The 21,617-nt window shown below is 65.7% G+C and carries 21 protein-coding genes; 11 read left to right on the top strand and 10 right to left on the bottom strand.

Annotated elements, in window-relative coordinates; genetic code table 11:
- Positions 1-161 precede the first annotated feature (161 nt).
- Positions 162-719 carry an HNH endonuclease gene (locus ACVW1C_RS24015; RefSeq protein WP_456760521.1) on the bottom strand — a complete coding sequence of 186 codons (558 nt, stop codon included), beginning with the start codon at positions 717-719 and terminating at the stop codon, positions 162-164.
- Positions 720-911: 192 nt separating this feature from the next.
- Here ACVW1C_RS24015 and ACVW1C_RS24020 point away from each other — a divergent pair, with 192 nt between their 5' ends.
- On the top strand, positions 912-2,672 hold the full coding sequence (locus ACVW1C_RS24020) for a chloride channel protein (RefSeq protein ID WP_456760522.1): 1,761 nt from the start codon (positions 912-914) through the stop codon (positions 2,670-2,672).
- A gap of 155 nt (positions 2,673-2,827) precedes the next feature.
- Here ACVW1C_RS24020 and ACVW1C_RS24025 read toward each other — a convergent pair whose 3' ends face one another.
- From ACVW1C_RS24025 to ACVW1C_RS24045, 5 genes are all read right to left on the bottom strand, one after another.
- Positions 2,828-3,805, bottom strand: coding sequence for a peptidyl-alpha-hydroxyglycine alpha-amidating lyase family protein (locus ACVW1C_RS24025; protein WP_456760523.1), 978 nt, complete (start codon positions 3,803-3,805; stop codon positions 2,828-2,830).
- Between the two features lie 129 nt (positions 3,806-3,934).
- The gene (locus tag ACVW1C_RS24030) at positions 3,935-5,722 is read right to left on the bottom strand and encodes a flavin-containing monooxygenase (RefSeq protein WP_456760524.1); all 1,788 of its coding nucleotides are present in this window, start codon (positions 5,720-5,722) and stop codon (positions 3,935-3,937) included.
- Between the two features lie 112 nt (positions 5,723-5,834).
- Entirely contained in the window at positions 5,835-6,920 is a 1,086-nt protein-coding gene (locus ACVW1C_RS24035; protein WP_456760525.1) for a DUF2855 family protein, read from the bottom strand.
- A 104-nt stretch (positions 6,921-7,024) separates the two neighbouring features.
- Positions 7,025-8,542, bottom strand: a complete 1,518-nt coding sequence (locus ACVW1C_RS24040) for an acyl-CoA synthetase (protein ID WP_456760526.1) — start codon at positions 8,540-8,542, stop codon at positions 7,025-7,027.
- Between the two features lie 29 nt (positions 8,543-8,571).
- Positions 8,572-9,543 carry an NAD(P)H-dependent flavin oxidoreductase gene (locus ACVW1C_RS24045; protein WP_456760527.1) on the bottom strand — a complete coding sequence of 324 codons (972 nt, stop codon included), beginning with the start codon at positions 9,541-9,543 and terminating at the stop codon, positions 8,572-8,574.
- A gap of 174 nt (positions 9,544-9,717) precedes the next feature.
- Here ACVW1C_RS24045 and ACVW1C_RS24050 point away from each other — a divergent pair, with 174 nt between their 5' ends.
- Positions 9,718-10,605: a LysR family transcriptional regulator gene (locus ACVW1C_RS24050; protein WP_456760528.1), complete on the top strand. Its 888-nt coding sequence runs from the start codon at positions 9,718-9,720 to the stop codon at positions 10,603-10,605.
- Positions 10,606-10,614: 9 nt separating this feature from the next.
- On the opposite strand, the gene ACVW1C_RS24055 is transcribed toward ACVW1C_RS24050, so the two are convergent.
- Positions 10,615-12,255, bottom strand: coding sequence for a glycoside hydrolase family 17 protein (locus ACVW1C_RS24055; RefSeq protein ID WP_456760529.1), 1,641 nt, complete (start codon positions 12,253-12,255; stop codon positions 10,615-10,617).
- An 87-nt stretch (positions 12,256-12,342) separates the two neighbouring features.
- On the bottom strand, positions 12,343-12,996 hold the full coding sequence (locus ACVW1C_RS24060; protein ID WP_173639056.1) for a DNA-3-methyladenine glycosylase family protein: 654 nt from the start codon (positions 12,994-12,996) through the stop codon (positions 12,343-12,345).
- Between the two features lie 200 nt (positions 12,997-13,196).
- Here ACVW1C_RS24060 and gluQRS point away from each other — a divergent pair, with 200 nt between their 5' ends.
- Positions 13,197-14,066, top strand: a complete 870-nt coding sequence (gene gluQRS, locus ACVW1C_RS24065) for a tRNA glutamyl-Q(34) synthetase GluQRS (RefSeq protein ID WP_456760530.1) — start codon at positions 13,197-13,199, stop codon at positions 14,064-14,066.
- Between the two features lie 134 nt (positions 14,067-14,200).
- Positions 14,201-15,514 (top strand): ATP-binding protein, encoded by a 1,314-nt coding sequence (locus ACVW1C_RS24070; RefSeq protein ID WP_456760531.1) that lies wholly within the window; start codon positions 14,201-14,203, stop codon positions 15,512-15,514.
- Here ACVW1C_RS24070 and ACVW1C_RS24075 read toward each other — a convergent pair.
- On the bottom strand, positions 15,441-16,301 hold the full coding sequence (locus ACVW1C_RS24075; protein ID WP_456763157.1) for a YihY/virulence factor BrkB family protein: 861 nt from the start codon (positions 16,299-16,301) through the stop codon (positions 15,441-15,443). The genes ACVW1C_RS24070 and ACVW1C_RS24075 overlap by 74 nt on opposite strands.
- Positions 16,302-16,467: 166 nt before the next feature.
- On the opposite strand from ACVW1C_RS24075, the gene ACVW1C_RS24080 reads away from it, so the two are divergent.
- The 5 genes from ACVW1C_RS24080 (at position 16,468) to ACVW1C_RS24100 (ending at position 20,214) form a co-directional block, all read left to right on the top strand.
- A complete protein-coding gene (locus ACVW1C_RS24080) occupies positions 16,468-16,662 on the top strand; it encodes a twin transmembrane helix small protein (protein ID WP_456760532.1) in 195 nt (64 codons plus the stop codon).
- Positions 16,663-16,694: 32 nt separating this feature from the next.
- Complete coding sequence (locus tag ACVW1C_RS24085) at positions 16,695-17,267, top strand: cob(I)yrinic acid a,c-diamide adenosyltransferase (protein ID WP_456760533.1); 573 nt, start codon at positions 16,695-16,697, stop codon at positions 17,265-17,267.
- A gap of 117 nt (positions 17,268-17,384) precedes the next feature.
- Positions 17,385-18,134, top strand: coding sequence for an electron transfer flavoprotein subunit beta/FixA family protein (locus ACVW1C_RS24090; protein ID WP_456760534.1), 750 nt, complete (start codon positions 17,385-17,387; stop codon positions 18,132-18,134).
- Entirely contained in the window at positions 18,134-19,084 is a 951-nt protein-coding gene (locus ACVW1C_RS24095; RefSeq protein WP_063695509.1) for an electron transfer flavoprotein subunit alpha/FixB family protein, read from the top strand. The genes ACVW1C_RS24090 and ACVW1C_RS24095 overlap by 1 nt, the downstream gene beginning before the upstream one ends.
- A 248-nt stretch (positions 19,085-19,332) precedes the next feature.
- The gene (locus ACVW1C_RS24100; protein WP_456760535.1) at positions 19,333-20,214 is read left to right on the top strand and encodes a 3-hydroxybutyryl-CoA dehydrogenase; all 882 of its coding nucleotides are present in this window, start codon (positions 19,333-19,335) and stop codon (positions 20,212-20,214) included.
- 117 nt (positions 20,215-20,331) lie between these two features.
- Here ACVW1C_RS24100 and ACVW1C_RS24105 read toward each other — a convergent pair whose 3' ends face one another.
- Positions 20,332-20,700 carry a chlorophyllide reductase gene (locus ACVW1C_RS24105; protein ID WP_456760536.1) on the bottom strand — a complete coding sequence of 123 codons (369 nt, stop codon included), beginning with the start codon at positions 20,698-20,700 and terminating at the stop codon, positions 20,332-20,334.
- A gap of 85 nt (positions 20,701-20,785) precedes the next feature.
- On the opposite strand from ACVW1C_RS24105, the gene ACVW1C_RS24110 reads away from it, so the two are divergent.
- A complete protein-coding gene (locus ACVW1C_RS24110) occupies positions 20,786-21,361 on the top strand; it encodes a DUF2975 domain-containing protein (RefSeq protein WP_456760537.1) in 576 nt (191 codons plus the stop codon).
- Positions 21,362-21,371: 10 nt separating this feature from the next.
- Positions 21,372-21,590 (top strand): helix-turn-helix domain-containing protein, encoded by a 219-nt coding sequence (locus ACVW1C_RS24115; RefSeq protein WP_021079458.1) that lies wholly within the window; start codon positions 21,372-21,374, stop codon positions 21,588-21,590.
- The last annotated feature ends 27 nt before the right edge of the window (positions 21,591-21,617 follow it).

The raw sequence follows: 21,617 nt of genomic DNA on the forward strand, positions 1-21,617 counted from the left end.
GCGACAGGATGTTGAGAACATGCGCGGTCCGCTCCGGGGCCGCATAGTAGACAAAGCAGCCGATCACCGCGCCGGAACACGATCTTCGATCGCGCGGATCGTGAATGCGCCGGACTTGGTGTTCTGCACTGCCAGGCTGATGACCAGCCGCACAGCGCGCACTACGGATCGAGCTCAGTATCCCAGTAGAGATAATCGAGCCAGCTCTCGTGCAGATAGTTCGGCGGGAACAGCCGGCCGTTGCGGTGGAGCTGATGCACCGTCGGGGCGTAGGGCGTCTGCTTCGGAAACATCTTGGCCTGCTGCGGCGTCAGATTGCCCTTGCGTAGATTGCACGGCGAGCAGGCGGCGACGACGTTCTCCCAGGTGGTCTGGCCACCCTTGCTGCGCGGAATGATGTGATCGAAGGTGAGGTCGTCGCCCGACAGGCAATATTGGCAGCTGAATCGGTCGCGAAGGAAAACGTTGAACCGGGTAAAGGCGGGGTGGGTGCTTGGCTTGACGAAGGATTTGAGGGAGACGACGCTCGGCAACTGGATTTCGAAGGAAGGACTTCGTACCGCCCGGTCGTAATATTCGACGATGTTGACACGATCGAGGAACACCGCCTTGATCGCGTCCTGCCAGGACCAGAGCGACAGCGGGTAATAACTCAGCGGCCGGAAGTCCGCATTCAAGACCAGCACCGGCCAACCGCCTTGCGAGACATGTGCGTTCAAATAACGCTCCTGATCTCCCATTAGCTGCGAAGCAGCATGCACTCACATACTACAGGCAGCGTGACGGGATTGTGAAGAGCAATGAGCGGCTTATCCGCCATGCCCTGCCATGTTCCTGTCCCGATTGCCTCCCGCCCGCGAGGCCCGTAAAGGGAGCCGCAAGGCCCTGTCGGCCAGTGACGGACCCTGCCGATGACCACGACCACAAGCTATCTCGAGGCGCCGCGCCGGTTGCGCGCATTCGTGCGTGCGCACGAGACGAGCCTCGTGGTGCTGGCGCTGCTGATCGGCGCCATCGGCGGTCTCGTGGTGGCGGTCATGAGCGGCCTCGTCACGGTGCTGCATTCGGTGCTGTTCAATCTGCCGCTGGGCGATCGGCTGTCGAGCCAGCCCAGCATCGATCCCGTGCGCGCGCTTGTGGTCCCCACGGTTGGCGGACTGGTGCTCGGAATCGCGTTCCTGCTGCTGCTCAGGGTCCGGCCAGCCCGGGAAATCGACCCGATCGAGGCCAACGCGCTTTATGGCGGCCGAATGTCGTTCCGCGGCAGCGTGATCGTGGCGCTGCAGACCGTCTGGTCGAGCGGCGTCGGTGGCTCGGTCGGGCTTGAGGCCGGCTACACCCAGCTTTCGAGCGGCCTGGCCGCCTCGTTGGGCCGCGGCTTTCATCTCCGCCGCAACGACCAGCGAATCATGGTCGGCTGCGGCGCGGCTGCGGCGATCGCGGGGGCCTTCAGCGCGCCGCTGGCGGGCGCGTTCTACGCTTTCGAACTTGTGATCGGCGGCTATACGCCGGCGAGCCTGACCCCGGTCGGTGTGGCGGCGGTGGCCGGCTATTTCGTCGCCCATGCCTTCGAGCCGCTGCCGCTCGGCGTCGGCGTCGGAACCGTCGGCGACGTGCTCGGACGGGATCTTGCGATCGCCGCGCTGCTCGGCGTGGTTGCGGCCCTGACGGGGATTGCGATCATGCGCGGGGTGGCGCTGTGCGAGACGCTGCTCGCCAAGACCCGGCTCTGGCCGCCGCTGCGGCCGGCGCTGGGCGGGCTTGCGGTCGGCGCAATGGCGCTGCTGACGCCGCAGGTGATGTCATCGGGCCACGGCGCGCTGCGCTTCGCCGGCATCGTGGCGATGCCGCTCACCTTCATTGCCGGCGTGTTCGCGCTGAAGGCGGTCGCTTCGATCGTGTCGCTCGGTTCGGGCTTCCGCGGCGGATTGTTCTTCGCCACGCTGTTCATGGGCGCGCTCGGCGGCCGGCTGTTCGCGGCCGGCGTCGACATCGTGTGGCCGGGGCTCAACCTCGATCCCAACGCCTATGCCGTGATCGGCATGAGCGCGCTGTCGGCCTCGGTGATCGGCGGTCCACTGACGATGTCGTTCATCGCGCTGGAATCCACCGGCAATCTCTGGCTCACCACCGCGGTGCTGGTCGCGGTCATCATCTCGACCACCATCACGCGCGAGCTGTTCGGCTATTCGTTCGCGACCTGGCGGCTGCATCTGCGCGGCGAGACCATCCGCAGCGCCGCCGATATCGGCTGGATCCGCGATCTCACGGTCGGCAAGATGATGCGGCAGGACATGACGACGGTGAACGCCGCGATGCCGATCGAGGCGTTTCGCGAGGAATTCCCGCCCGGCTCGAAGACCCAGGTCGTCGCGGTCGACGGCGAGGGACGCTATGCCGGGCTCGCCCTGGTCGCGGAGGCGCACGCGCCCGACCTCGAGGCCGGCAAGGGACTTGCCGCCATCCTGCGCTACGCCGACGTGGTGCTGCATCCCGGCATGAACGTGCAGGAGGCGATCGCGGTGTTCGACGCCGCCGAAGCGGAATCGCTCGCGGTGGTCGAGGACGACGGCGACCGGCGGCCGATCGGCCTGCTCACCGAAGCGCACGCGATGCGGCGCTATGCAGAAGAATCCGAGCAGCGCCGCCGTGAGGTGATCGGCGAGATTTGATCGTCGCGGGAGCGTTCTTCGACCCGTCATCCTGAGCTGCGAGCTCTTGCGAGTCTCGAAGGATGCACGGCCGCGCTGCGGCAGCGGGGCCGTCGATCCTTCGAGACGTGCGTTCCGCGCTCCTCAGCATGACGGGGAAAAACCGGGGGCGGGCGCTACACCGTCACCCGCTCCAGCTTCTGCAAGCACCGCGTCACGCGCACCGCGGCCGGCATCTCGGTGTCCGGAAAGCTGGTCTTCCAGTCGGTGACGCCGACTTCGCCGACATAGATGTCGCCGCGCGAGTCCAGCGCGATGCCGTGCGGCGCCAGGAACTTTCCGATCTCGACGCCGGGACCGTGCTCGCCGCCGAGCCGGGCGATGCGCTTGCCGGTGTGATCCACGATCGACAGCCGCGGGCCGAGATTGGGCACCTTGCGGTTGACCGCCATGCCGGGGCCGAGCTCGCCGATCACGAAGTTCGGCTGCTTGCCGCCGGAGCAGCAGCACAGCGCGCAGGGCCGGTGCAGATTGTTCCACTGCGTCTCGTATCTGCCGTTGCCGTCGAACACCTGGACGCGGTGGTTCTCGCGGTCGGCGACGTAGACCCAGCCGTCGGCGTCGGTCGCGATGTTGTGCACGATGTTGAATTGGCCGGGATCGGTGCCGGGCTCGCCCCAGGTCTTGATCAACTTTCCATCCGGTGTGTATTTGTGAACGCAGGCATTGCCGTAGCCGTCGGAGACGTAGATCTCGCCCTTCGGCGACAGCGCGGTATGGGTGCAGCGATGGAACGGCTCGCCGCTCATGAACGGCGCCGGCTTGTTCGGGATGCCGATCGTCAGCAGCACCTTGCCGTCAACAGAACATTTCCGCACGGTGTGGTCGCCGTCGTCGGTGCAATAGAGATTGTCGTCGGCATCGATATGCAGGCCGTGGGCGCGCGCGAACAGGCCTTCGCCCCAGCTCCGGATGAAGTTTCCCTCGCGGTCGAGCACCACCATCGGATGTTCGCCGCGGTTGAAGACATAGACACGGTCCTTGCTGTCGACCGCGACGGAGGCGACATCCGTCAGGCTCCAGCCGTCGGGGAGTTTTGCGAAGTTCTCCACCACGCGATAGCGGTGCTCACCGGTGCCGAGGATGGTTGGCATTGTTCGCCCTCTTTCTCTTCTCGTCATTCCGGGATGCGCGAAGCGCAGGCTCGGAATCCCTTTATCCGCAGAGATTGTCGCCCAATGGATTCCGGGCTCGCGCTACGCGCGTCCCGGAATGACGGCTGATCAAGTTAGCTTCGCCACCGGCCCGACGTCGCGCGGCAACAGGCCTTCCTCGATCGCCTTGATCTGCAGCGCAAGATAACGCGAGTTGATGCGGCATTGTGCGAGGCTGCCGGCGATGAACCAGAGGCCGGGCTGCGGCGTGCGCGTATACATGTTGCGCAGCTCCTGGCCGTCGCCAAAACCCCAGATCGGGCCGACCCGCGCGGCCATCGCCTCGCCGAACAGTTTCTTCACCAGCTCTTCCTGCGGCCGGTAGCCGGTCGCGAGCACGATCAGGTCGGCGGCGACCGTCTCGCCGCTCTTCAGCCGTGCGCCTTGGCTCACGAAGGTCTCGATGTCGGCAAATTGTTTCAGGGCAATCGCGCCGCTCGCGACGAGATCGGAGCAGCCGACGTTGAAGTAATAGCCGCCGCCGCGGGTCAGGTATTTGAACTGCCAGCCGGTGGCGCCATCGCCGTAATCGAGCTTGAAGCCCTTGCGCGCAAGGCCGTCGAGCAACGGCTTGTCGAGCTGCTTCGACTGCTCGGTCATCAGCACATGGCTGCGCTTGGCGAGCGCGAGCGGCATCGAGGTCGCGATCAAATCGTTGTCCTCGAGCGAGCCTTCATTGTAGGCGGCATAGGCGAGCTGCGCGGACGGCTCGATATTGGTGACGAGCGTCGAGGAGCGCTGCACCAGCGTCACCTCGGCGCCGGAGGAGTGCAGATCCTGCGCAATGTCGTGGCCGCTGTTGCCGGTGCCGATCACCAGCGCGCGCTTGCCTGACCAATGCTCGCCGTCTTCATAGCCGCTCGAATGCAGCACCTTTCCGGAGAAAGTCTTCAAGCCGGGGATATCAGGCACGCTCGGAATGCCGCTGACGCCGGTCGCCATCACGACATGGCGTGGCTGCAGTTTCCGCGTCGTGCCGTCGGCGCGGCGCAGCTCGATGGTCCAGCGTCCCTGTGCATCGTCGTAGCTGCCGCCGACGAATTCCGTGCCGGTCCAGAAGTTCAGCTCCATGGCATCGACATAGGATTCGAACCAGTTGGCGAGCTTGTCCTTCGGAATGTAGGTCGGCCAGTTCGGCGGGAACGGCATGTAGGGCAAATGATTGACCTGCACCTGGTTGTGCAGGGTCAGCGCGTGGTAACGCTTGCGCCAGTTGTCGCCGACGCGCGCCTCGCGGTCGACGATCAGCGCGTCGATCTTGAGCTGTTGCAGCCGCGCGGCGATCGCAAGCCCGGCCTGCCCGCCGCCGACCACGAGCACGTCGGGATCGCGGCCGGCATATTCGGCGGATGCCTTGCGCAGGTCGAGCCAGTTGGGACCGCGGAAATCGCGGGAATAGGCTTGTCCACGCGGCCTTGTGTTTCCTTGCTGCTCCTCGAATCCCTTCAGTTCCTCCAGCGCCGTCAGCAACGTCCAGGCCTTCAGCCGATCGCCGTCGGCGGCGTCAGGGATCAGCCGCACGATGCCGTGGCCGCGGCCAGTAGCGGTCTCGAACTTGAAGATCGCCTCGATCGCGCTCGTGCCGGCGCGCATCACCCGGCGGGGCGGCGCGCGCTCGGCATCGATGCGGAAGTCATGCGGCGCGCTGCGGCGCGCATGCGCAGGCAGTTCCTGGATGATCGCAAAGGCGCGGTTGACGGTCTGGATGTTCCAGCTCAGCGCCAGCACGTCGCGCCAATAGCTTTGGGGATGGAACAGCGGCTTCAGCAGCACATCGTCGGGCCCCGCCAGCGCATCCTCGAACTGCACAAGCCAATTGTCGGCGGCGACCGAAATATCGTCCGTCTTGTCGAGCATTGAGCGTTTCTCGTCATCGGCCGCCCTTGGTGACGTTTTCTTGGCGGCGTTCCCTTGTCCGCAAGCCTATACCCATTGGCGAGGCCGCAGAAAGGGCGTGACGGGATATCGCCTATTCGGCCAGCGACAGGATCAGGCCTTGATCCGGCGGAACGCGGCCCTGCAGGGTATCGAGATAGGCCTCGCGCACCGCGGCCGGGCCGCGCCGCTCGACGACATCGAGCCAATCGGGCAGGTGCGGCACGAGCTCCGTCCATGCGGCGCCAAAACGCTGGTCGATGCCACCGGAACCCCATTCCCTGGCGCGCTTGCGGATCTGGTCCGGCGCGAAGAACCACGCCGGCTTGGCGCCGGGCAGCGTCGGCTCATCCGGCTCGCTCGCGCGATGCGTGAGCCCGACCCGGCCGGAATAGATCATCTGCGCGCCGAAGTGCCGGTGCAGGGTCTCGCGCAGCGCGCTGTTGCCGGCCATGTCGACATAGGCGACAGGCTCGGCCGCCGGGATCGCGGTGACCTGGTCATAGGTGACGACGTCGTCATAGCAGCCGAGCGAGGTGACGAAATCGACATTGCCCTTCGAGGTCAGCCCGATCACCCGGATACCGCGTTTGTGCAGGAGATGGGCGAGCCCGAACGCCGTCTTGCTCGAGGCCGACGACAGGATGACGCGGCGTGCACCGTAGAACTCATTCTCGGCCAGGAAGTCGTCCACCAGGAACGACAGCATGAACAAGGGCAGCAGCAGCGCGCGGAAGTCGCCCTGCTGGCCGGCATAGGTCGGATCGCCGGAGACGCGGGCATAGGCATTGTAGACCGGCGAGACCTCCTGCCGGTGCGCGGCACCGTCGCGCAGGCCGCGCTTGCTGACATCGGCGGCCTCGATCACCAGATGCGTCGCCATCGGGAAATAGCCGAACAGCGTTTCGCCGGCCGCGACGGCGGGATGCTTCGAGGCCAGCACCTCGCCAAAGCCCCACACCGGGATGATGCCGTAGCCGTCGGGCGCCGGGAACAGGTGCCAGTATTTCAGCTGCTCGCCGATCACGGCGTAGGTGATGTTGTTGGCGGTGAAGGCGAAGCGAGTCACTTTGACCAGCAGCGCGTCGGCCGGCAGCGCCGCGGCATCGGGTAGCTGTGTCTCGATCACCTTGCTCTGCTGCAGGTCGTTGCGGATGACGATGAAGTCAGTGGAGTTCATGGCGATGATCCCGGCGTCAAATGCGCCGGCATCGTTGCGTCGATCGCCTGCTTTTTGCAACAGCAACTAAGTTTCAAACGCCGTTCGGACCACCATCACCTTGGTCAGCGAAGCTGTCCTTCGCGGTAAAGATCGCGCAGCTTGCGCTTGAAGATCTTGCCCGTCGCCTCGCGCGGCAGCGCGTCCATGAAGCGGATGTCCCGCGGCACCTTGAAATTGGCGAGCTTGCCGCGGAGAAATTCCTGGATCGCCGCGACCGACAGCGTGCTACCCGCTTCCGGCTCGACGCAGGCGAACAGCCGCTCGCCATATTCGTCGTCGGGCACGCCGAACACGGCGCAGTCGCGGACGCCTGCCATGCCGATCAGGGCATTCTCGATCTCGGCGGGGTAGATGTTGACGCCGCCCGAGATCACCATGTCGCGCTTGCGGTCGCACAGGAACAGATAGCCGTCCGCGTCGAGATAGCCGACATCGCCGACGCTGACGAGGCCGTCGCGGTCGGCCTCGGCGCGCGCCTTGGCGTTGCCGTGGTAGTCGAAATCCGATGTCGCGGTCTGGCGCATGAAGATCTCGCCGGGCTCGCCGACGTCGCATTGCGTTCCGTCGGGCCGGAGGATCTTGACGATGCCGCCCTCGATGGCGCGGCCGACGGTGCCGGGCTTGGCCAGCGCCTCGGCCGACGAATGCCAGACCGGGATGCCGGTCTCGGTGGAGCCGAGATATTCGTTGATGACCGGTCCCCACCACTCGATCATCGCGCGCTTGACGTCGACCGGGCAGGGCGCCGCGCCATGCACGACGAAGCGCAGCGACGACAGGTCGTAGCGGCGTCGCGTCTCTTCCGGCAGGCGCAGCAGCCGCACGAACATGGTCGGCACCATGTGCATGTGGGTGACATGGTGGCGCTCGATCAGCTGCAGCAGATCTTCGGGATCGAAGCGCGGTTCGAGCACGATCACGCAGCCATTGCGGAATGCGAGCATGCCGTAGGAGTGCGGCGCCGAATGATACATCGGGCCGTTCATCAGGATCACCTGGCCCTCGTTCGGCTTGACGCCATAGGTGATGGCGCCGACGCGCGCGGCCGCCGCCTGCTGCTCTGCTGGCATCGGCTTGCGCTTGACGCCTTTCGGCAGGCCTGTGGTGCCGGACGTGTAGAACATCGGCGCTGCGCCGATCGGCGCGTCGGTCAGCGGTTGATGCGTTTCACGCCAGATATCCCAATCGGTCATGCCGTCGGGCACGCGCGTGGACGCCGCCGCCACGCCATAGGCCGCGGCGATCTCCGGCGGCGTCGTCACCACCAGCAGTTTGGTCCCCGGCGGCAACCCGTCGCGGATCTGCGGCAGCAGGTCGGCGTGGCAGACCAGCGTGTCGGCCCCGCTGTCGGACAGGATGTAGGCGACCTCGTCGGCCTTCAGGTGCCAGTTGATCGGCACTACCGGACTGCCGAGCGCGGCTGCGGCTGCGGCCACCTCGAACAGCGCGAAATCGTTGCGCAACATCATGCCGACCGGCTTGCCGCCCTGAACGCCGAGCGCGCGAAAGCCGGTCGCCGCCCGCGCGATGCGGGCGTGAATGTCGCCATAGCTGATCCGTCTGTCGCCACTGATGATCATACCGGGTCTCTCCAGGCGATCGTTCAGCGTCAGGCGCTGGCCCGAAGGAAATCGCTGCGTGCCTCGGTGTACTCCGCCTTCAGCCGCGCCACCAGTTCGGCGACCGGCGGGGCGTCGGTGATCTGGCCGATGCCCTGGCCCGAACCCCAAATATCGCGCCAGGCCTTGGCCTTCGTGTTGCCGCCGGAGCCGAAATTCATCTTGGACTTGTCGGCGACCGGCAGGTTGCTTGGATCGAGGCCCGCGGCCGCAATCGACGGTCCGAGGTAGTTGCCGTGCACGCCGGTGAACAGGTTCGAATAGACGATGTCGTGCGCGGCGTATTCGGTCAGCGCCTGCTTGTACCTGACGTCGGCGTTGGCTTCCTCGGTCGCGATGAAGCGGGTGCCCACATAGGCGAGGTCGGCGCCCAGCGCGAGTGCGGAAGCAATGCTCCAGCCGTCGGAGATCGCGCCCGACAGCAGGATGGTGCCCTTGAACCACTGCTTGACCTCGCGCACCAGCGCGAACGGCGACAGCGTGCCGGCATGGCCGCCCGCGCCGGCGCAGACCAGGATCAATCCGTCGACACCCTGCTCGGCGGCCTTGCGGGCGTGCTTCACGTTGATGACGTCGTGGAACACTACGCCGCCGTAGGAATGCGCGGCCTCGACGATTTCGGACGGCGGGCGCAGCGAGGTGATGATGATGGGCACCTTGTGCTTCACGCAGGTCTCCATGTCGTGCATCAGCCGGTCGTTGGAAGCGTGGCAGATCTGGTTGACCGCGTAAGGGGCGACCTTCTTCTCCGGATGCTTCGCCTGGTACTCGCCGAGCTCGTTCTCGATCTGCGTCAGCCATTCGTCGAGCTTTTCGACCGGGCGGGCGTTGAGCGCCGGGAATGAGCCGACGATGCCGGCCTTGCACTGCGCGATCACGAGCTCGGGCCCCGAGACGATGAACAGCGGGGAACCGACGACCGGCAGTTCAAGCCTGTTGGCGAGCGAGGCGGGCAGCGACATTGTTCGGATCCTCCATGTGCGCCGCCCGGCCGGTGCCGGGCGGATCGCGATTTGTTGTGATGGCTGGAGCTGCGGCTCCCTTGGCGCGGCAATATAAGGCTGGACGGTTGCGTCATGACGTTCAATATTGAACAGCTTGTTGGCCAGAAATGAACAGAGGCGCGGGCGGGCGGCATGGACTGGGAGCTTTGCAAGACGTTCGTCGCGGTGGCGGAGACGCGCAGCTTCGCCGGCGCTGCGCGGCGGCTGCGCATCAGCCACCCCACCGTCGGCCGCAACGTCGCGGCGCTCGAGAAGCAGCTCGGGACCCGCCTGTTCGCCCGTTCGAATGACGGCCTGTCGCTGACATCGCATGGCCGCAAGTTCCGCGAGCACACCGAGGTGATGGCCGCTGCGGCCCTGCGCGCGGAGGCGGCGGCGTCCGCCACCGGTGCGCAGGCCCGCGGCGTCGTGAAGCTGTCGATCGGCGCGACGCTGGCGGCGCATTGGCTCATGCCGCGTCTCGGACCGTTCCTGCGCGATCACGCCAACATCCAGCTCGAGATCATCACCCACCCGTTTCCGGCGAGTGTGCGGCGCCGCGAGGCCGACGTGGTGCTGCGGCCGGTCGATGCCGGGGACGAGAACCTGATCGGACGCAAGATCGGACGGCTCGGCGCCGGCTTCTACGCGTCACGCGGCTATGCCGCCGGGCGCAAGCTGCCGGAGCGGCCTGACGAATGGCGGGGGCACAGCGTGATCGGGTTTGCCGACCAGGCCTCGAATGTGCGGCTGGCGCGGTGGAGCGATGTCGTCACGCGGCAGGGTACGCTGGTGATGCGCTGCTCCTCGCAGGGCGACATGCTGGCGGCGGCGCGCGCCGGGCTCGGGATTTGCGCGCTGTCCTGCCTGGTCGGGGCCGACTATCCCGATCTGGTTCGGGTCGCTCCGCAAAAGCTGTCGAGCCTCTCCGATCTCTGGCTGCTCGCCCATCCCGACCTGGTCGAGCTTCCCGCGGTGCGCGCCGTCATCGGCTTCGTTACCGATTGCGCGCGCGAGGATCGCGTCAGGCTGCGCGGCTAGAGCCGGTTCTCACGCTCGCGCCCGCCACAGCGTCACCGCAAGCAGGATAAAGACGGCGCACGTCCACAGCGCCTGCCAGTTCTCCGGTCCTTCGTTGAAGCCCACATAGATGGCGGCTGTGACGAAAATGCCGGCAAAGATCGCTTCCGCCAGAGGGCGGACTCCTTTCGTGGCAGGATTGAGCAGTGTCATGGCCGCAAACGGCACCGCCGCCATGGTCAGAGGCGCGAAAGGAAAATCGATGAAGCGCGGGTCAAAGATGAGGCCCAGTGCGGCCGCCGTGCCGATCACCGTGGTGACGATCAAGGCCAATCCGTGCACGGTCACCAGCACCGTTTCCGTGTGGTAGCCCTTCGGACCCAACAATTCCTGGAAACTGGGCGGTGCGCGACCCGACATCAGGGCGTTGGCGCCGAACACCGGCGAGGCCGTTGCCGCCACCAGGAGCGAGCCCCAGACAAGCCAGCCGCCCGTTCCATAGCTTTCATAGAACAGTCTTTGTGCGGCCACCCCAAACAGGATTCCGGCCGTGGTCGCCGATAGACCGACCGCAAGCCACGACACGAATTCGGGCTCCTTCGGCTTGCGGCGCGAGGTCAGCCACGCCGCGCCGAACGCCAGGATCGCCAGCGCCATTCCGCTGCACATCTGCAGTTTCCAGAACGGAAAATTGCTGATCGGCAGGCCAGGCGGATATTTCAGCGTGCGCGCTTCCGAATCGAACAGGCCCCAGGATCCGCCGACCGTGCCCTCGATCTCCCGCTTCCATCCTTCGTCATAGGCCTCGAACAGGTTGACGCGGAAATGCTCGCGCCGGGCAAGGTCGAGCACCTCCGAGACCACCCGCGCCTGATTGACGCGCGAGGGCAGCGCGGATTCGCGCATCCGCCCCTCGCTCGGCCAACCTACTTCTCCGATAAAGATCTCCTTGCCTGGGAAGACCGCCGCGATCTGCCGGCGCATCTCGTCCGCGTGCGCGGCGGCACGTTCCGCGGGGATCGGGATATTCTCCCAGTATGGCAGGATGTGAATCGTGATGAAGTCGACGACGTCGGAAAGTTCGCGATTGCTCAGCCAGAACTCCCAGACGTCGGCGTAGGTGACGGGAACGCTGACCTGTGCCTTGATCGCACGGATCATGGCGGCGAGGTCGGATGCCGACATTTCCTTGCGCAGCAAGACCTCGTTGCCGACCACGAGTGCAATGACCGTGTCTGGATATTCCTTGGCGAGGCGTATCGCCGTTGCGACCTGCGTCGCATTCTTCTTTCGGTCCCTGTCGAGGAAAATGCCCTGAATGACTTTCAGCCCCGCCCTGGCTGCGAGCCCGGGAATCTGGTCGAGACCGAGATCGGTCGCGTAGGTGCGGATGCAGTGCGATATCTTGGCGAGTTGCGCGAGATCTTCCGCGATCTGTTCCGGCGTGACCTGCGTCGCGGGAGCAAGTGATGTCTGATTGTTGCGGAACGGCGCGTAGGAGATGCACTGCACCTTATCGTTCGGATCGATCGGTGCGCGCGGCAGGCTGACCGGGATGCCCAGCCACCACCACGCCGCGGCGATAGCCCCCAAGGATATCAGGAGAAGCGTCAGCGGGGTGCGAAGCAAAGCCAGGTCCGTCCTCCTTGCAGGAAGGATGTGCTGGGCCATCAATGCGCCAGGCCGGAAAATTGAATAAGTATTCGTCAGCTCTTGCTATATCACGCGATCACGTAGTTGGGATGTTTTCTCGACGACCTACTTCGCGCCGGCGATCACGCCTTCGCGATTCCTGAGTACGCGATAATATGCCCACCACAGATGCGCGGCGGCGCCGCGCAGCGGGCGCCACGGCTCGGCAAGCGGTGCCATCTGCTTCGGCGTCGGCCGCTCCTTCAGCCCGAGCCCGACCTTGACCGCTTCCTGCACGGCGAGGTCGCCCGCCGGCCACGCATCGCCATGGCCGAGGCAGAACAAGAGATAGACGTCGGCGGTCCACGGGCCGATCCCGGGCAGCGCGGTCAGCGTGTTGTGCGCGGCATCGGCCTCTTCGTTGGCGAGCACGTCGAGGTTCAGCCGCTCCTCGGCGAGCTCGCGCGCGATGTGCTTCAGCGTCTTGATCTTGGCTGCCGAGAGCCCGAGCCGGCCGAGTCGGTCGGCCCGCGCCTTGCGGATCGCATCATGGTGGAACGGGTCGAACGCCTTGCTGACGCGGCCCCAGATCGCGGCAGCACTCGCGGTCGACAGCTGCTGGCCGCAGATGATCGCGGCAAGCCCCGCAAACCCCGGCTCGCGCTGCCGGATGGCCGGCATGCCGGTCAGTTCGAGGATCGGGCGCAGCCGTCGATCCTGGTCGACCAGCTTCTGGATGGCGTCGTCGAGGTCGGCCTGGGTTTCGAGATGGATCAGCATTGCGGGATCTGCATCGGCTTGTCATGCGCGGGCTTGACTCGCGCATCCATCTCCTATCGTAACAGAGTCTTGTCCAGCCGCATGGTCCGGAAAAGTGGAAACCGGTTTTCGCTTGCGACAAACGCAAGGCGTTTGCGCGAAGATCATGCCCGAACAAGGATCGCCGGGTCGAGCCCGGCAATGACCCGCGATCGAACGCCATGCCACCCGTTTTCCGTTTTGCCCCGAGTCCGAATGGCTACCTGCATCTCGGCCATGCCTATTCGGCGCTGCTCAACCACGACCTCGCGAAGCGGTCGGGCGGACGCTTCCTGCTGCGGATCGAGGACATCGACGCGACGCGCTGCCGGGCAGAGTTCGAGCAGGCGATCTACGAGGATCTGGCCTGGCTCGGCATCGCCTGGGAGCCCCCAGTGCGGCGGCAGTCGGAGCATTTTGCCGCCTATCGCGCGGCGATCGACCGCCTGTCGGCCGAGCGGCTGGTCTATCCGAGCTTCGAGAGCCGCGCCGATATCGCGCGGCTGGTCGCGGAACGCGAGGCCGCTGGCGCGTGGCCGCGCGATCCGGACGGCGCGCCGCTCTATCCGGGAGCGGCGAAATCGCTGTCGGTCGAGCAGCGCGACCGGCTGATCGGGCAGGGCGCGCCGTTCGCGTTGCGGCTCGACATGGCCGCGGCATGCGCGCGCAGCGGCGGCCTGCGCTGGCAGGAGGCCGGCGAGGGTCCGGCCGGCGAGACCGGGGACGTGGCGGCCCGGCCGGAGGCCTGGGGCGATGTGATCCTGGCACGCAAGGAGACCCCAACCAGTTACCATCTCTCGGTCGTGATCGACGACGCCTTGCAAGGCGTCACCGATGTGGTCAGGGGCGTTGACCTGTTCTGGTCGACCAGCGTGCATCGGCTGCTGCAGGAGCTGCTTGGCCTGTTCGTGCCGGCCTACCGGCACCATGCGCTGATCCGGGACGCCGCCGGCCAAAAGCTGTCGAAATCGACCCAGGCGACCGGGCTGCGCGAGCTGCGGGCGGAGGGCGCCAGCCCGGCCGATATCCGCCGCCTGGTCGGCTTGCCATAGATCTCGGCCGCATTCGATCGCGAAGCACGGTGGTTACCATCACGGGGCACCGCTGCGGCGAGCCGCAAACGGCGCCGTGACTCCGGCACGCCGGGCATGCCATGTTGTTATCAGGGGCGGGGATCACGGAGACCATGGCGTCAAAATCGCGCGTACGGCGCAGCAAGCGGCAATCCAAACGGATGCCGCCGAAGCCGCGCGCAGCCAAAGCGCGCACCGCCAAGGCGCGCGCTACCCGGACGCGCGCCATCAAGGCGGCGGCCAAGCCGGGCCGCAGGCGGAGTGCGCCGAAGGCCCCGAAGGCCGGTCCCGGCCTGATCGAGACCGCGCTTGCCGCCTTTGCCCATGAGGTCCGGACCCCGTTGACCGGAATTCTTGCGATCAGCAACCTGCTCGCGACATCGGATCTCAACGAGCGCGAGCGGCGCTGGGTCGATACCATCAAGGCCGGCGCCGAGCATCTGGCGAGCCTTGCGACCTTGTTTGTCGACGCTGCCCGGAGCGAGGGGCCCGGGCTCGAGATCCGGCAGGATTTCTTCGACCTGCGCACGCTGGCGCGCCACGCCGGGGATTCGCTGGCCGGCCGCGCCGCAGCCAAGGGATTGCGGGCCTCGGTCGAGATCTCCGCGAAGCTGCCGGCGTTTGCGGTCGGCGATCCCGTCCGGCTGCGCGCGGCGCTGGAGAACCTGATCGACAATGCCGTCAAGTTCACCGAGCACGGCAGCATCGAGCTGCATGTCGCGCCGGTTCGCGGGGTCAAGGGAAAGGCGGACGGCAGGATCGACGTTGCCTTTGCGATCTCCGACAGCGGCATCGGCCTGACGCTATCGGAGGTCAGGCGCCTATTCCGGCCGTTCTCGCAGTCCAATGTCTCGATCGCCGCGCGGTTCGGCGGCGCCGGGCTCGGCCTGTCCTCGGTCAAGCAGTTCGCGCGCGCCATGGGCGGCGACATCGTCGTGGCCCAACGCGCAGGCGGCGGCACCATCTTCACGCTCAACGTGGTGCTCGCTTCAGCCGCAGGACCGGCCGGTGCGTCCCCGAGCGAAGGCGCGGCAGGGCCGTCATCGCAGGGGCTGCGCCTGCTCAGTGTCGAGGACAATCCGTTCGGCCGCGTCGTGCTCAACACGATCCTGACCGAACTCGGTCACCACGTCGAATTCATCGGTCAGGGCGAGGGAGCGCCGGACCGGCTCGGACAAGGGGCCTTCGACGCCGTGCTGATGGACATGGTGCTGCCCGGCATCGGCGGTGTCGAGGCGATCAGGCGCATCCGCGCGCTGCCGCCGCCGCACGGCCGCATCGTGATCGTCGGGATCTCCGGTCGCGCCGAGGACGAGGCGGCGGCGCGCGCCGCCGGCGCCGACGCGTTCCTGGTCAAGCCTGTTTCTCCGCGGGCACTCGCGACTGCGCTGCTTGAAGCGACACGCCGCGCGGCAGCCGCGACTTGATGATCGCCGCGTTCAGCTCGCCGCCGAACACGAAGATCGCGGCGATGAAATACAGGAACACCAGCGCGATCACCACCGAGGCGAGCCCCGCATACATCGTGACGTAATTGTTGGCGAAGCGCGCCAGGTACATGCCGAAGCCGATGCCCGAGATCAGCGACGCCACCACGGTGAAGATGATGCCGGGCAGGATCTGCGTGAAGCCGCGGCGGCCCGCCGGCAGCCAGGCATGCAGGATGAAGAGTGCGATGACCAGCGCCAGCACCGTGATGCCGTAACGGGCGGTGTTGAGCAGGCTCTCGTTCGATTCGACGAAGAACGGAATATAGCGCCGCGCCGCCTCGATGATCAGCGGCCCCAGCACGATCAGGAATGCCATCGCGAGCGAGGTGAACGCCGCGACCAGCGTGTAGCCGATCGATTCCAGCCGCAGCCAGTACCAGCGCCGCGGCTCGATTACGGCATAGGCGCGGTTCAGCGCCACTCGCAGCGCCTCGACGCCGTTGGAGGCGAAGTACACCGCGAACACCGCGCCGATGGTCAGGATGCCGCCGCGGGTGTTGGTCAGCACGTCGTGGATCTGGCCGGACAGCGCCTCGGCGACCTGCTCCGGCCAGACCTGCAGCAACAGTCCGACGGCCTGGTCGGCAAGCTCCTTGGAGCCGAAGAAGCCGGCCACCGACGTCAGCACGATCAGGAACGGAAACAGCGCCATCAGGGTCGACAGCGCGATGTGGCTCGCGATCGCCCAGCCGTCGTCGGCGAGGAACGTGTAAAAGGCATCCATCACGACGTGGTAGACGTAACGAAGCTGCTTCACATTCCACCCGGCATTGTCGAAAATCGCTTGGTCCGAGGACGAACCCAGCATCTGATATTACGCAGTGAAAAGCCAGTTGGTTGCATGTGCCGCCTGTGTGGAAGTTCGCGTCCTGCAGTGTTATGTACCGCAGATGACATCTGTCCTCAGCACGATCATGCTTCCCGTTGCCGTCGGCGCCGTCGCGCTGGTGCTCCTGCTCGGCCTCGTCAACATGATGAAGGGCGGCTCGCCGAACACATCGCAGAAGCTGATGCGGCTGCGCGTGCTGCTGCAATTCGTCGCCATCGTCATCGCGATGTTCGCGGTCTGGGCGATGGGGCGGTAGACGCGATGCGCAAACTTTAAAGGATCACGGCCATGGTCGTACTCAATCGGATCTACACGCGCACCGGCGATGACGGCACCACTGCGCTCGGCTCCGGTGAGCGGCGGCCGAAATACGATCTGCGGGTTGCCGCCTATGGCACGGTCGACGAGACCAATGCAGCGATCGGCGTGGTGCGACTGCATCTGGCCGACAGTCCCGAGGTCGATGCGATGCTCGGCCGGATCCAGAACGATCTGTTCGATCTCGGCGCCGATCTTGCGGTGCCCGAGCGCGAGGGCAAGGCTGAACGTCTGCGGATGCTGGCGAGCCAGGTCGAGCGGCTCGAGCGCGACATCGACAGCCTCAACGACCAGCTCGCGCCGCTGACCTCGTTCGTGCTGCCCGGCGGGACGCCGGCTTCGGCATATCTGCATCTCGCCCGGACGATATGTCGCCGCGCGGAACGGATGATGGTGGAACTCGCCGCCCGGCCCGGCGAACCGGTCAATGAAGCTGGCATCCAGTATATGAACCGGCTGTCCGATTTCCTGTTCGTTGCCAGCCGCTTCCAGAACAAGAAAGGGGCGGGAGACGTGTTGTGGGTGCCGGGCCAGAACCGCTAAACTGGTTCAAAACCGGGGGACGGTTTTTTGGCTTTGCCGCGTTGACCGGGGGGTACGGGACCTTTAGGTTCCGCGCCAGCCAACCGAAACCCATAAAATCAAAGCGAAAGAGGATCGATGAAGGTTCTTGTGCCGGTAAAGCGGGTCGTCGACTACAACGTCAAGGTCCGCGTCAAGAGCGATGGATCGGGCGTGGAGCTCGCCAACGTCAAGATGTCGATGAACCCGTTCGACGAGATCGCCGTCGAGGAAGCGTTGCGGCTGAAAGAAGCCGGCAAGGCGACCGAAGTGGTGGTGGTGTCGATTGGACCGGCACAGGCTTCCGAGACCATTCGTACCGGGCTTGCGATGGGCGCCGACCGCGGCATCCTGGTCAAGGCCGAAGGCAATGTCGAACCGCTCGCGGTTGCCAAGATCCTCAAGGCGGTGGTCGAGGCGGAGCAGCCTGGCCTCGTCATCCTCGGCAAGCAGGCGATCGACGACGATAGCAATCAGACCGGCCAGATGCTGGCCGCGCTGCTCGGCTGGTCGCAGGCGACCTTCGCCTCCAAGCTCGAAGTCGATGGTTCTGACTTCAAGGTCACGCGCGAAGTCGATGGCGGGCTGCAGACCATCAAGCTCAAGGGCCCGGCGATCGTCACCACCGACCTGCGCCTCAACGAGCCGCGCTATGCGTCGCTGCCCAACATCATGAAGGCGAAGAAGAAGCCGATCGACGACAAGAGCGCGTCGGATTACGGCGTCGATCTCACGCCGCGTCTGGAAGTGCTGAAGACCGCGGAACCGGCAGGCCGCAAGGCGGGCGTCAAGGTCAAGGACGTCGCCGAACTCGTGAACAAGCTCAAGACCGAAGCCGGGGTTCTCTGATGACGACGCTGTTGATTGCTGAACACGACCACGAGACCCTGAAGGACTCGACCAACAAGGCGCTGACCGCGGCGAGCCAGCTCGGCGGCGACGTCCATGTGCTGGTTGCCGGTGGTGGCCAGGGCACCAAGGCGGCCGCCGAAGCGGCCGCCAAGCTTGCCGGTGTCACCAAGGTGCTGGTGGCCGAAGGTCCCGCCTATGAGCACGACCTTGCCGAGCCGCTGGCTGCGCTGATCGTTGCGCTGGCGCCGGGCTACGATGCGTTCGTCGCGCCCGCGACCTCGCGCTTCAAGAACGTGATGCCGCGCGTCGCTGCGCTGCTCGACGTCATGCAGGTCTCCGAGATCATCAAGGTCGTCGCACCCGACACCTATGAGCGGCCGATCTATGCCGGCAACGCCATCCAGACCGTGAAGTCGAAGGACGCCAAGAAGGTGATCACGGTCCGCACCTCGACCTTCGCCGCCGCCGGCGAGGGCGGCAGCGCCGCGATCGAGAACGCCGCATCCGCCGCCGATCCGGGCCTGTCGACGTTCGTCGGCGAGGAAGTCGCCAAGAGCGACCGTCCGGAACTGACCTCGGCCAAGATCATCGTCTCGGGCGGCCGGGCCATGCAGAGCCGCGAGAACTTCGCCAAATACATCGAGCCGCTCGCCGACAAGCTCGGTGCCGGCGTCGGCGCCTCGCGTGCCGCGGTCGATGCCGGCTATGCGCCGAACGACTGGCAGGTCGGCCAGACCGGCAAGGTGGTGGCCCCGGAACTCTATGTCGCGGTCGGCATCTCCGGCGCGATCCAGCATCTGGCCGGCATGAAGGACTCCAAGGTGATCGTCGCCATCAACAAGGATGAGGACGCACCGATCTTCCAGGTCGCCGATTACGGCCTGGTCGCCGACCTCTACCAGGCGGTTCCGGAGCTGACCGAAGCACTCGGCAAGCTCGGAAAGTAAGCGACAAGACACCGGCCGGGTGGCTAAGCTCCGGCCGGTGTTGCTATTCTTGGGGCGCAACGATCCGGAAACGGTTTTCCGAAAGGATCGTGTCCGGCAGGGAAGATGGATCGGGTGCGATTACGTCGTAATCACATCATGGTCCCGGGAAACGTTTTCCGGCGGATTGGGCAACCCGGAAGGCTTCACTTCGGGTATCGTTGGAATTGGGCAGGCGCGACATGCGCGCCGTTCCGGTGGATGACAAGATGACGGTGGCAATCAAAAAGGTCGGCGTGATCGGTTCGGGCCAGATGGGCAATGGCATTGCCCATGTGGCGGCGCTGGCCGGTTTCGACGTGGTGCTCAATGACGTCTCCGCGGACCGGCTGAAGTCGGCGCTGGCGACCATCAACGGCCATCTGACCCGCCAGGTCGCCAAGAAGGCGATCAGCGAGGGCGAGCGCAAGCAGGCGCTCGACCGCATCACCTCCGCCGAGACGATCGATGCGCTGGCCGATTGCGATCTCGTGATCGAAACCGCGGTCGAGAAGGAAGAGACCAAGCGCAAGATCTTCCACGACGTCTGTGCGGTCCTGAAGCCGGAAGCGATCGTCGCGACCAACTCGTCGTCGATCTCGATCACGAGGCTCGCCGCCTCGACCGACCGCCCGGAAAAGTTCATCGGCATTCATTTCATGAATCCGGTGCCGGCGATGGAGCTGGTCGAGCTGATCCGCGGCATCGCCACCGACGACACGACCTTCGACACCGCCAAGGCGTTCGTTGCCAAGCTCGGCAAGCAGGTCGCGGTGTCGGAAGATTTCCCCGCCTTCATCGTCAACCGCATTCTGCTGCCGATGATCAACGAGGCGATCTACACGCTGTATGAGGGCGTCGGTAACGTCGAGGCGATCGATGCCGCGATGAAGCTCGGCGCGCACCATCCGATGGGCCCGCTCGAGCTCGCCGATTTCATCGGCCTCGACACCTGCCTGTCGATCATGCAGGTGCTGCACGAGGGGCTCGCCGATTCCAAGTACCGGCCGTGCCCGCTGCTGGTGAAATACGTCGAGGCCGGCTGGCTCGGACGCAAGTCCCAGCGCGGCTTCTACGATTACCGCGGCGACAAGCCCGTCCCGACGCGGTAATCCACGCGCTCTGGTCAGATATCAGTGTCCGCGCCGTGCAAGCGTCGCAGGCGCTGCGCACCCTCGGTGCGGCCTTTGCCGCGAACGCGGCCTGACCTCGCAAGCATTGGCCGCTCCTCATTCTCGCAGGCGGCATCCTGCGCGCTTGAGCATGTCGCGGATGATCAGCGGTGTTGCCGGTGTCTCGGTCGCGGCAGCGGAAGCCGCGCTTGCGATCGCGTCACGGGCCTGCTGCGCGTCGAGTGTCAGCCGCCGCGCGCAGGGCGGCAGGCCGCGCGCGGCGTCGAGCAGCCAGCCGGCGGCTTCGCCGGTACCGGCCAGATACGCCGTCAACGTCTGCCGCGCGGTCGGATTGGTCGCGGCCTGGTCCAGCATGGCCCTGACCTGCGCAACCGAGATTTGTCCGCGCGATGTCGAGGGCTGCGCATGCGCCGTTGTCGTCAATAGAAGGACGGCGCTGATGGCGTGAGCCGGACGAACGAGCATGACTTCATCTCCTGAGGTATGTTGACTTGCAGATATTAATTATCGTAAAACAATAACATTTGATCAGCAATCCCGAGGTCGAGCCATGTCCGTGTCCCTCTCGTCAGAGCTTTCCCCATCCGCGCGGCCGGCCCGCCTCGAACGCATCCGCGCGGTCAGCCGGGTGCTTGCGTATGCGTGCACCGGCATCTCGTTCGTGCTTGCGGTCGGATTGCTGGCCTATTGGCTGGCGAGCCCGGATGAGACGATCCTGCGCGATGCAGGGCTGACCGGCATTGCGTTCCATCCGATCGGTTGGCTTGTCCGCCTGATGAGTCTCATGGTGTCGGCGTTGCCGCTCGGCTGTCTGATCTGGGGCTTGTCGCGCGTGCGCCGCGCTTTCACCTCGTTCGCGGCAGGCCGCTTCTTCACGGCCGCAAACGTCGCGGGGTTGCGTGACCTTGCGATTGCGATGCTGCTGTCGACCCTGCTGAAGCCGGTGATCGGCGCGTTGCTTTCAATCCTGCTGAGCTGGCAAACCTACGCGCAGGGCAAGTCCATCGTCATCGTGCTCGGCTCCGACACGCTGCTGGCGCTGCTGTTCGCCGGTCTGGTCGCGGTGACGGCCTGGGTGATGGCCGAAGCCAATGCGATCGCCGACGAGCACGCGCAATTCGTCTGAGGCCGTTGCGATGCCGATCCGGGTCCGGCTCAACGTGATGCTCGCCGAGCGCAACGTGAAATCGAAGGAGCTCGCCGAATATGTCGGGATCACCGAGGCCAATCTGTCCCTGCTCAAGCAGGGCAAGGTGAAGGGCGTCAGGTTCGATACGCTGGAGCGGATCTGCACCTATCTGAAGTGCCAGCCCGGCGATCTCTTGCGCCATGAGGACGACGATGCGTCAGCCTGACGCGGCCATCCGTTGCCCAAGCATTAA

Source organism: Bradyrhizobium sp. USDA 4011, assembly GCF_054063415.1.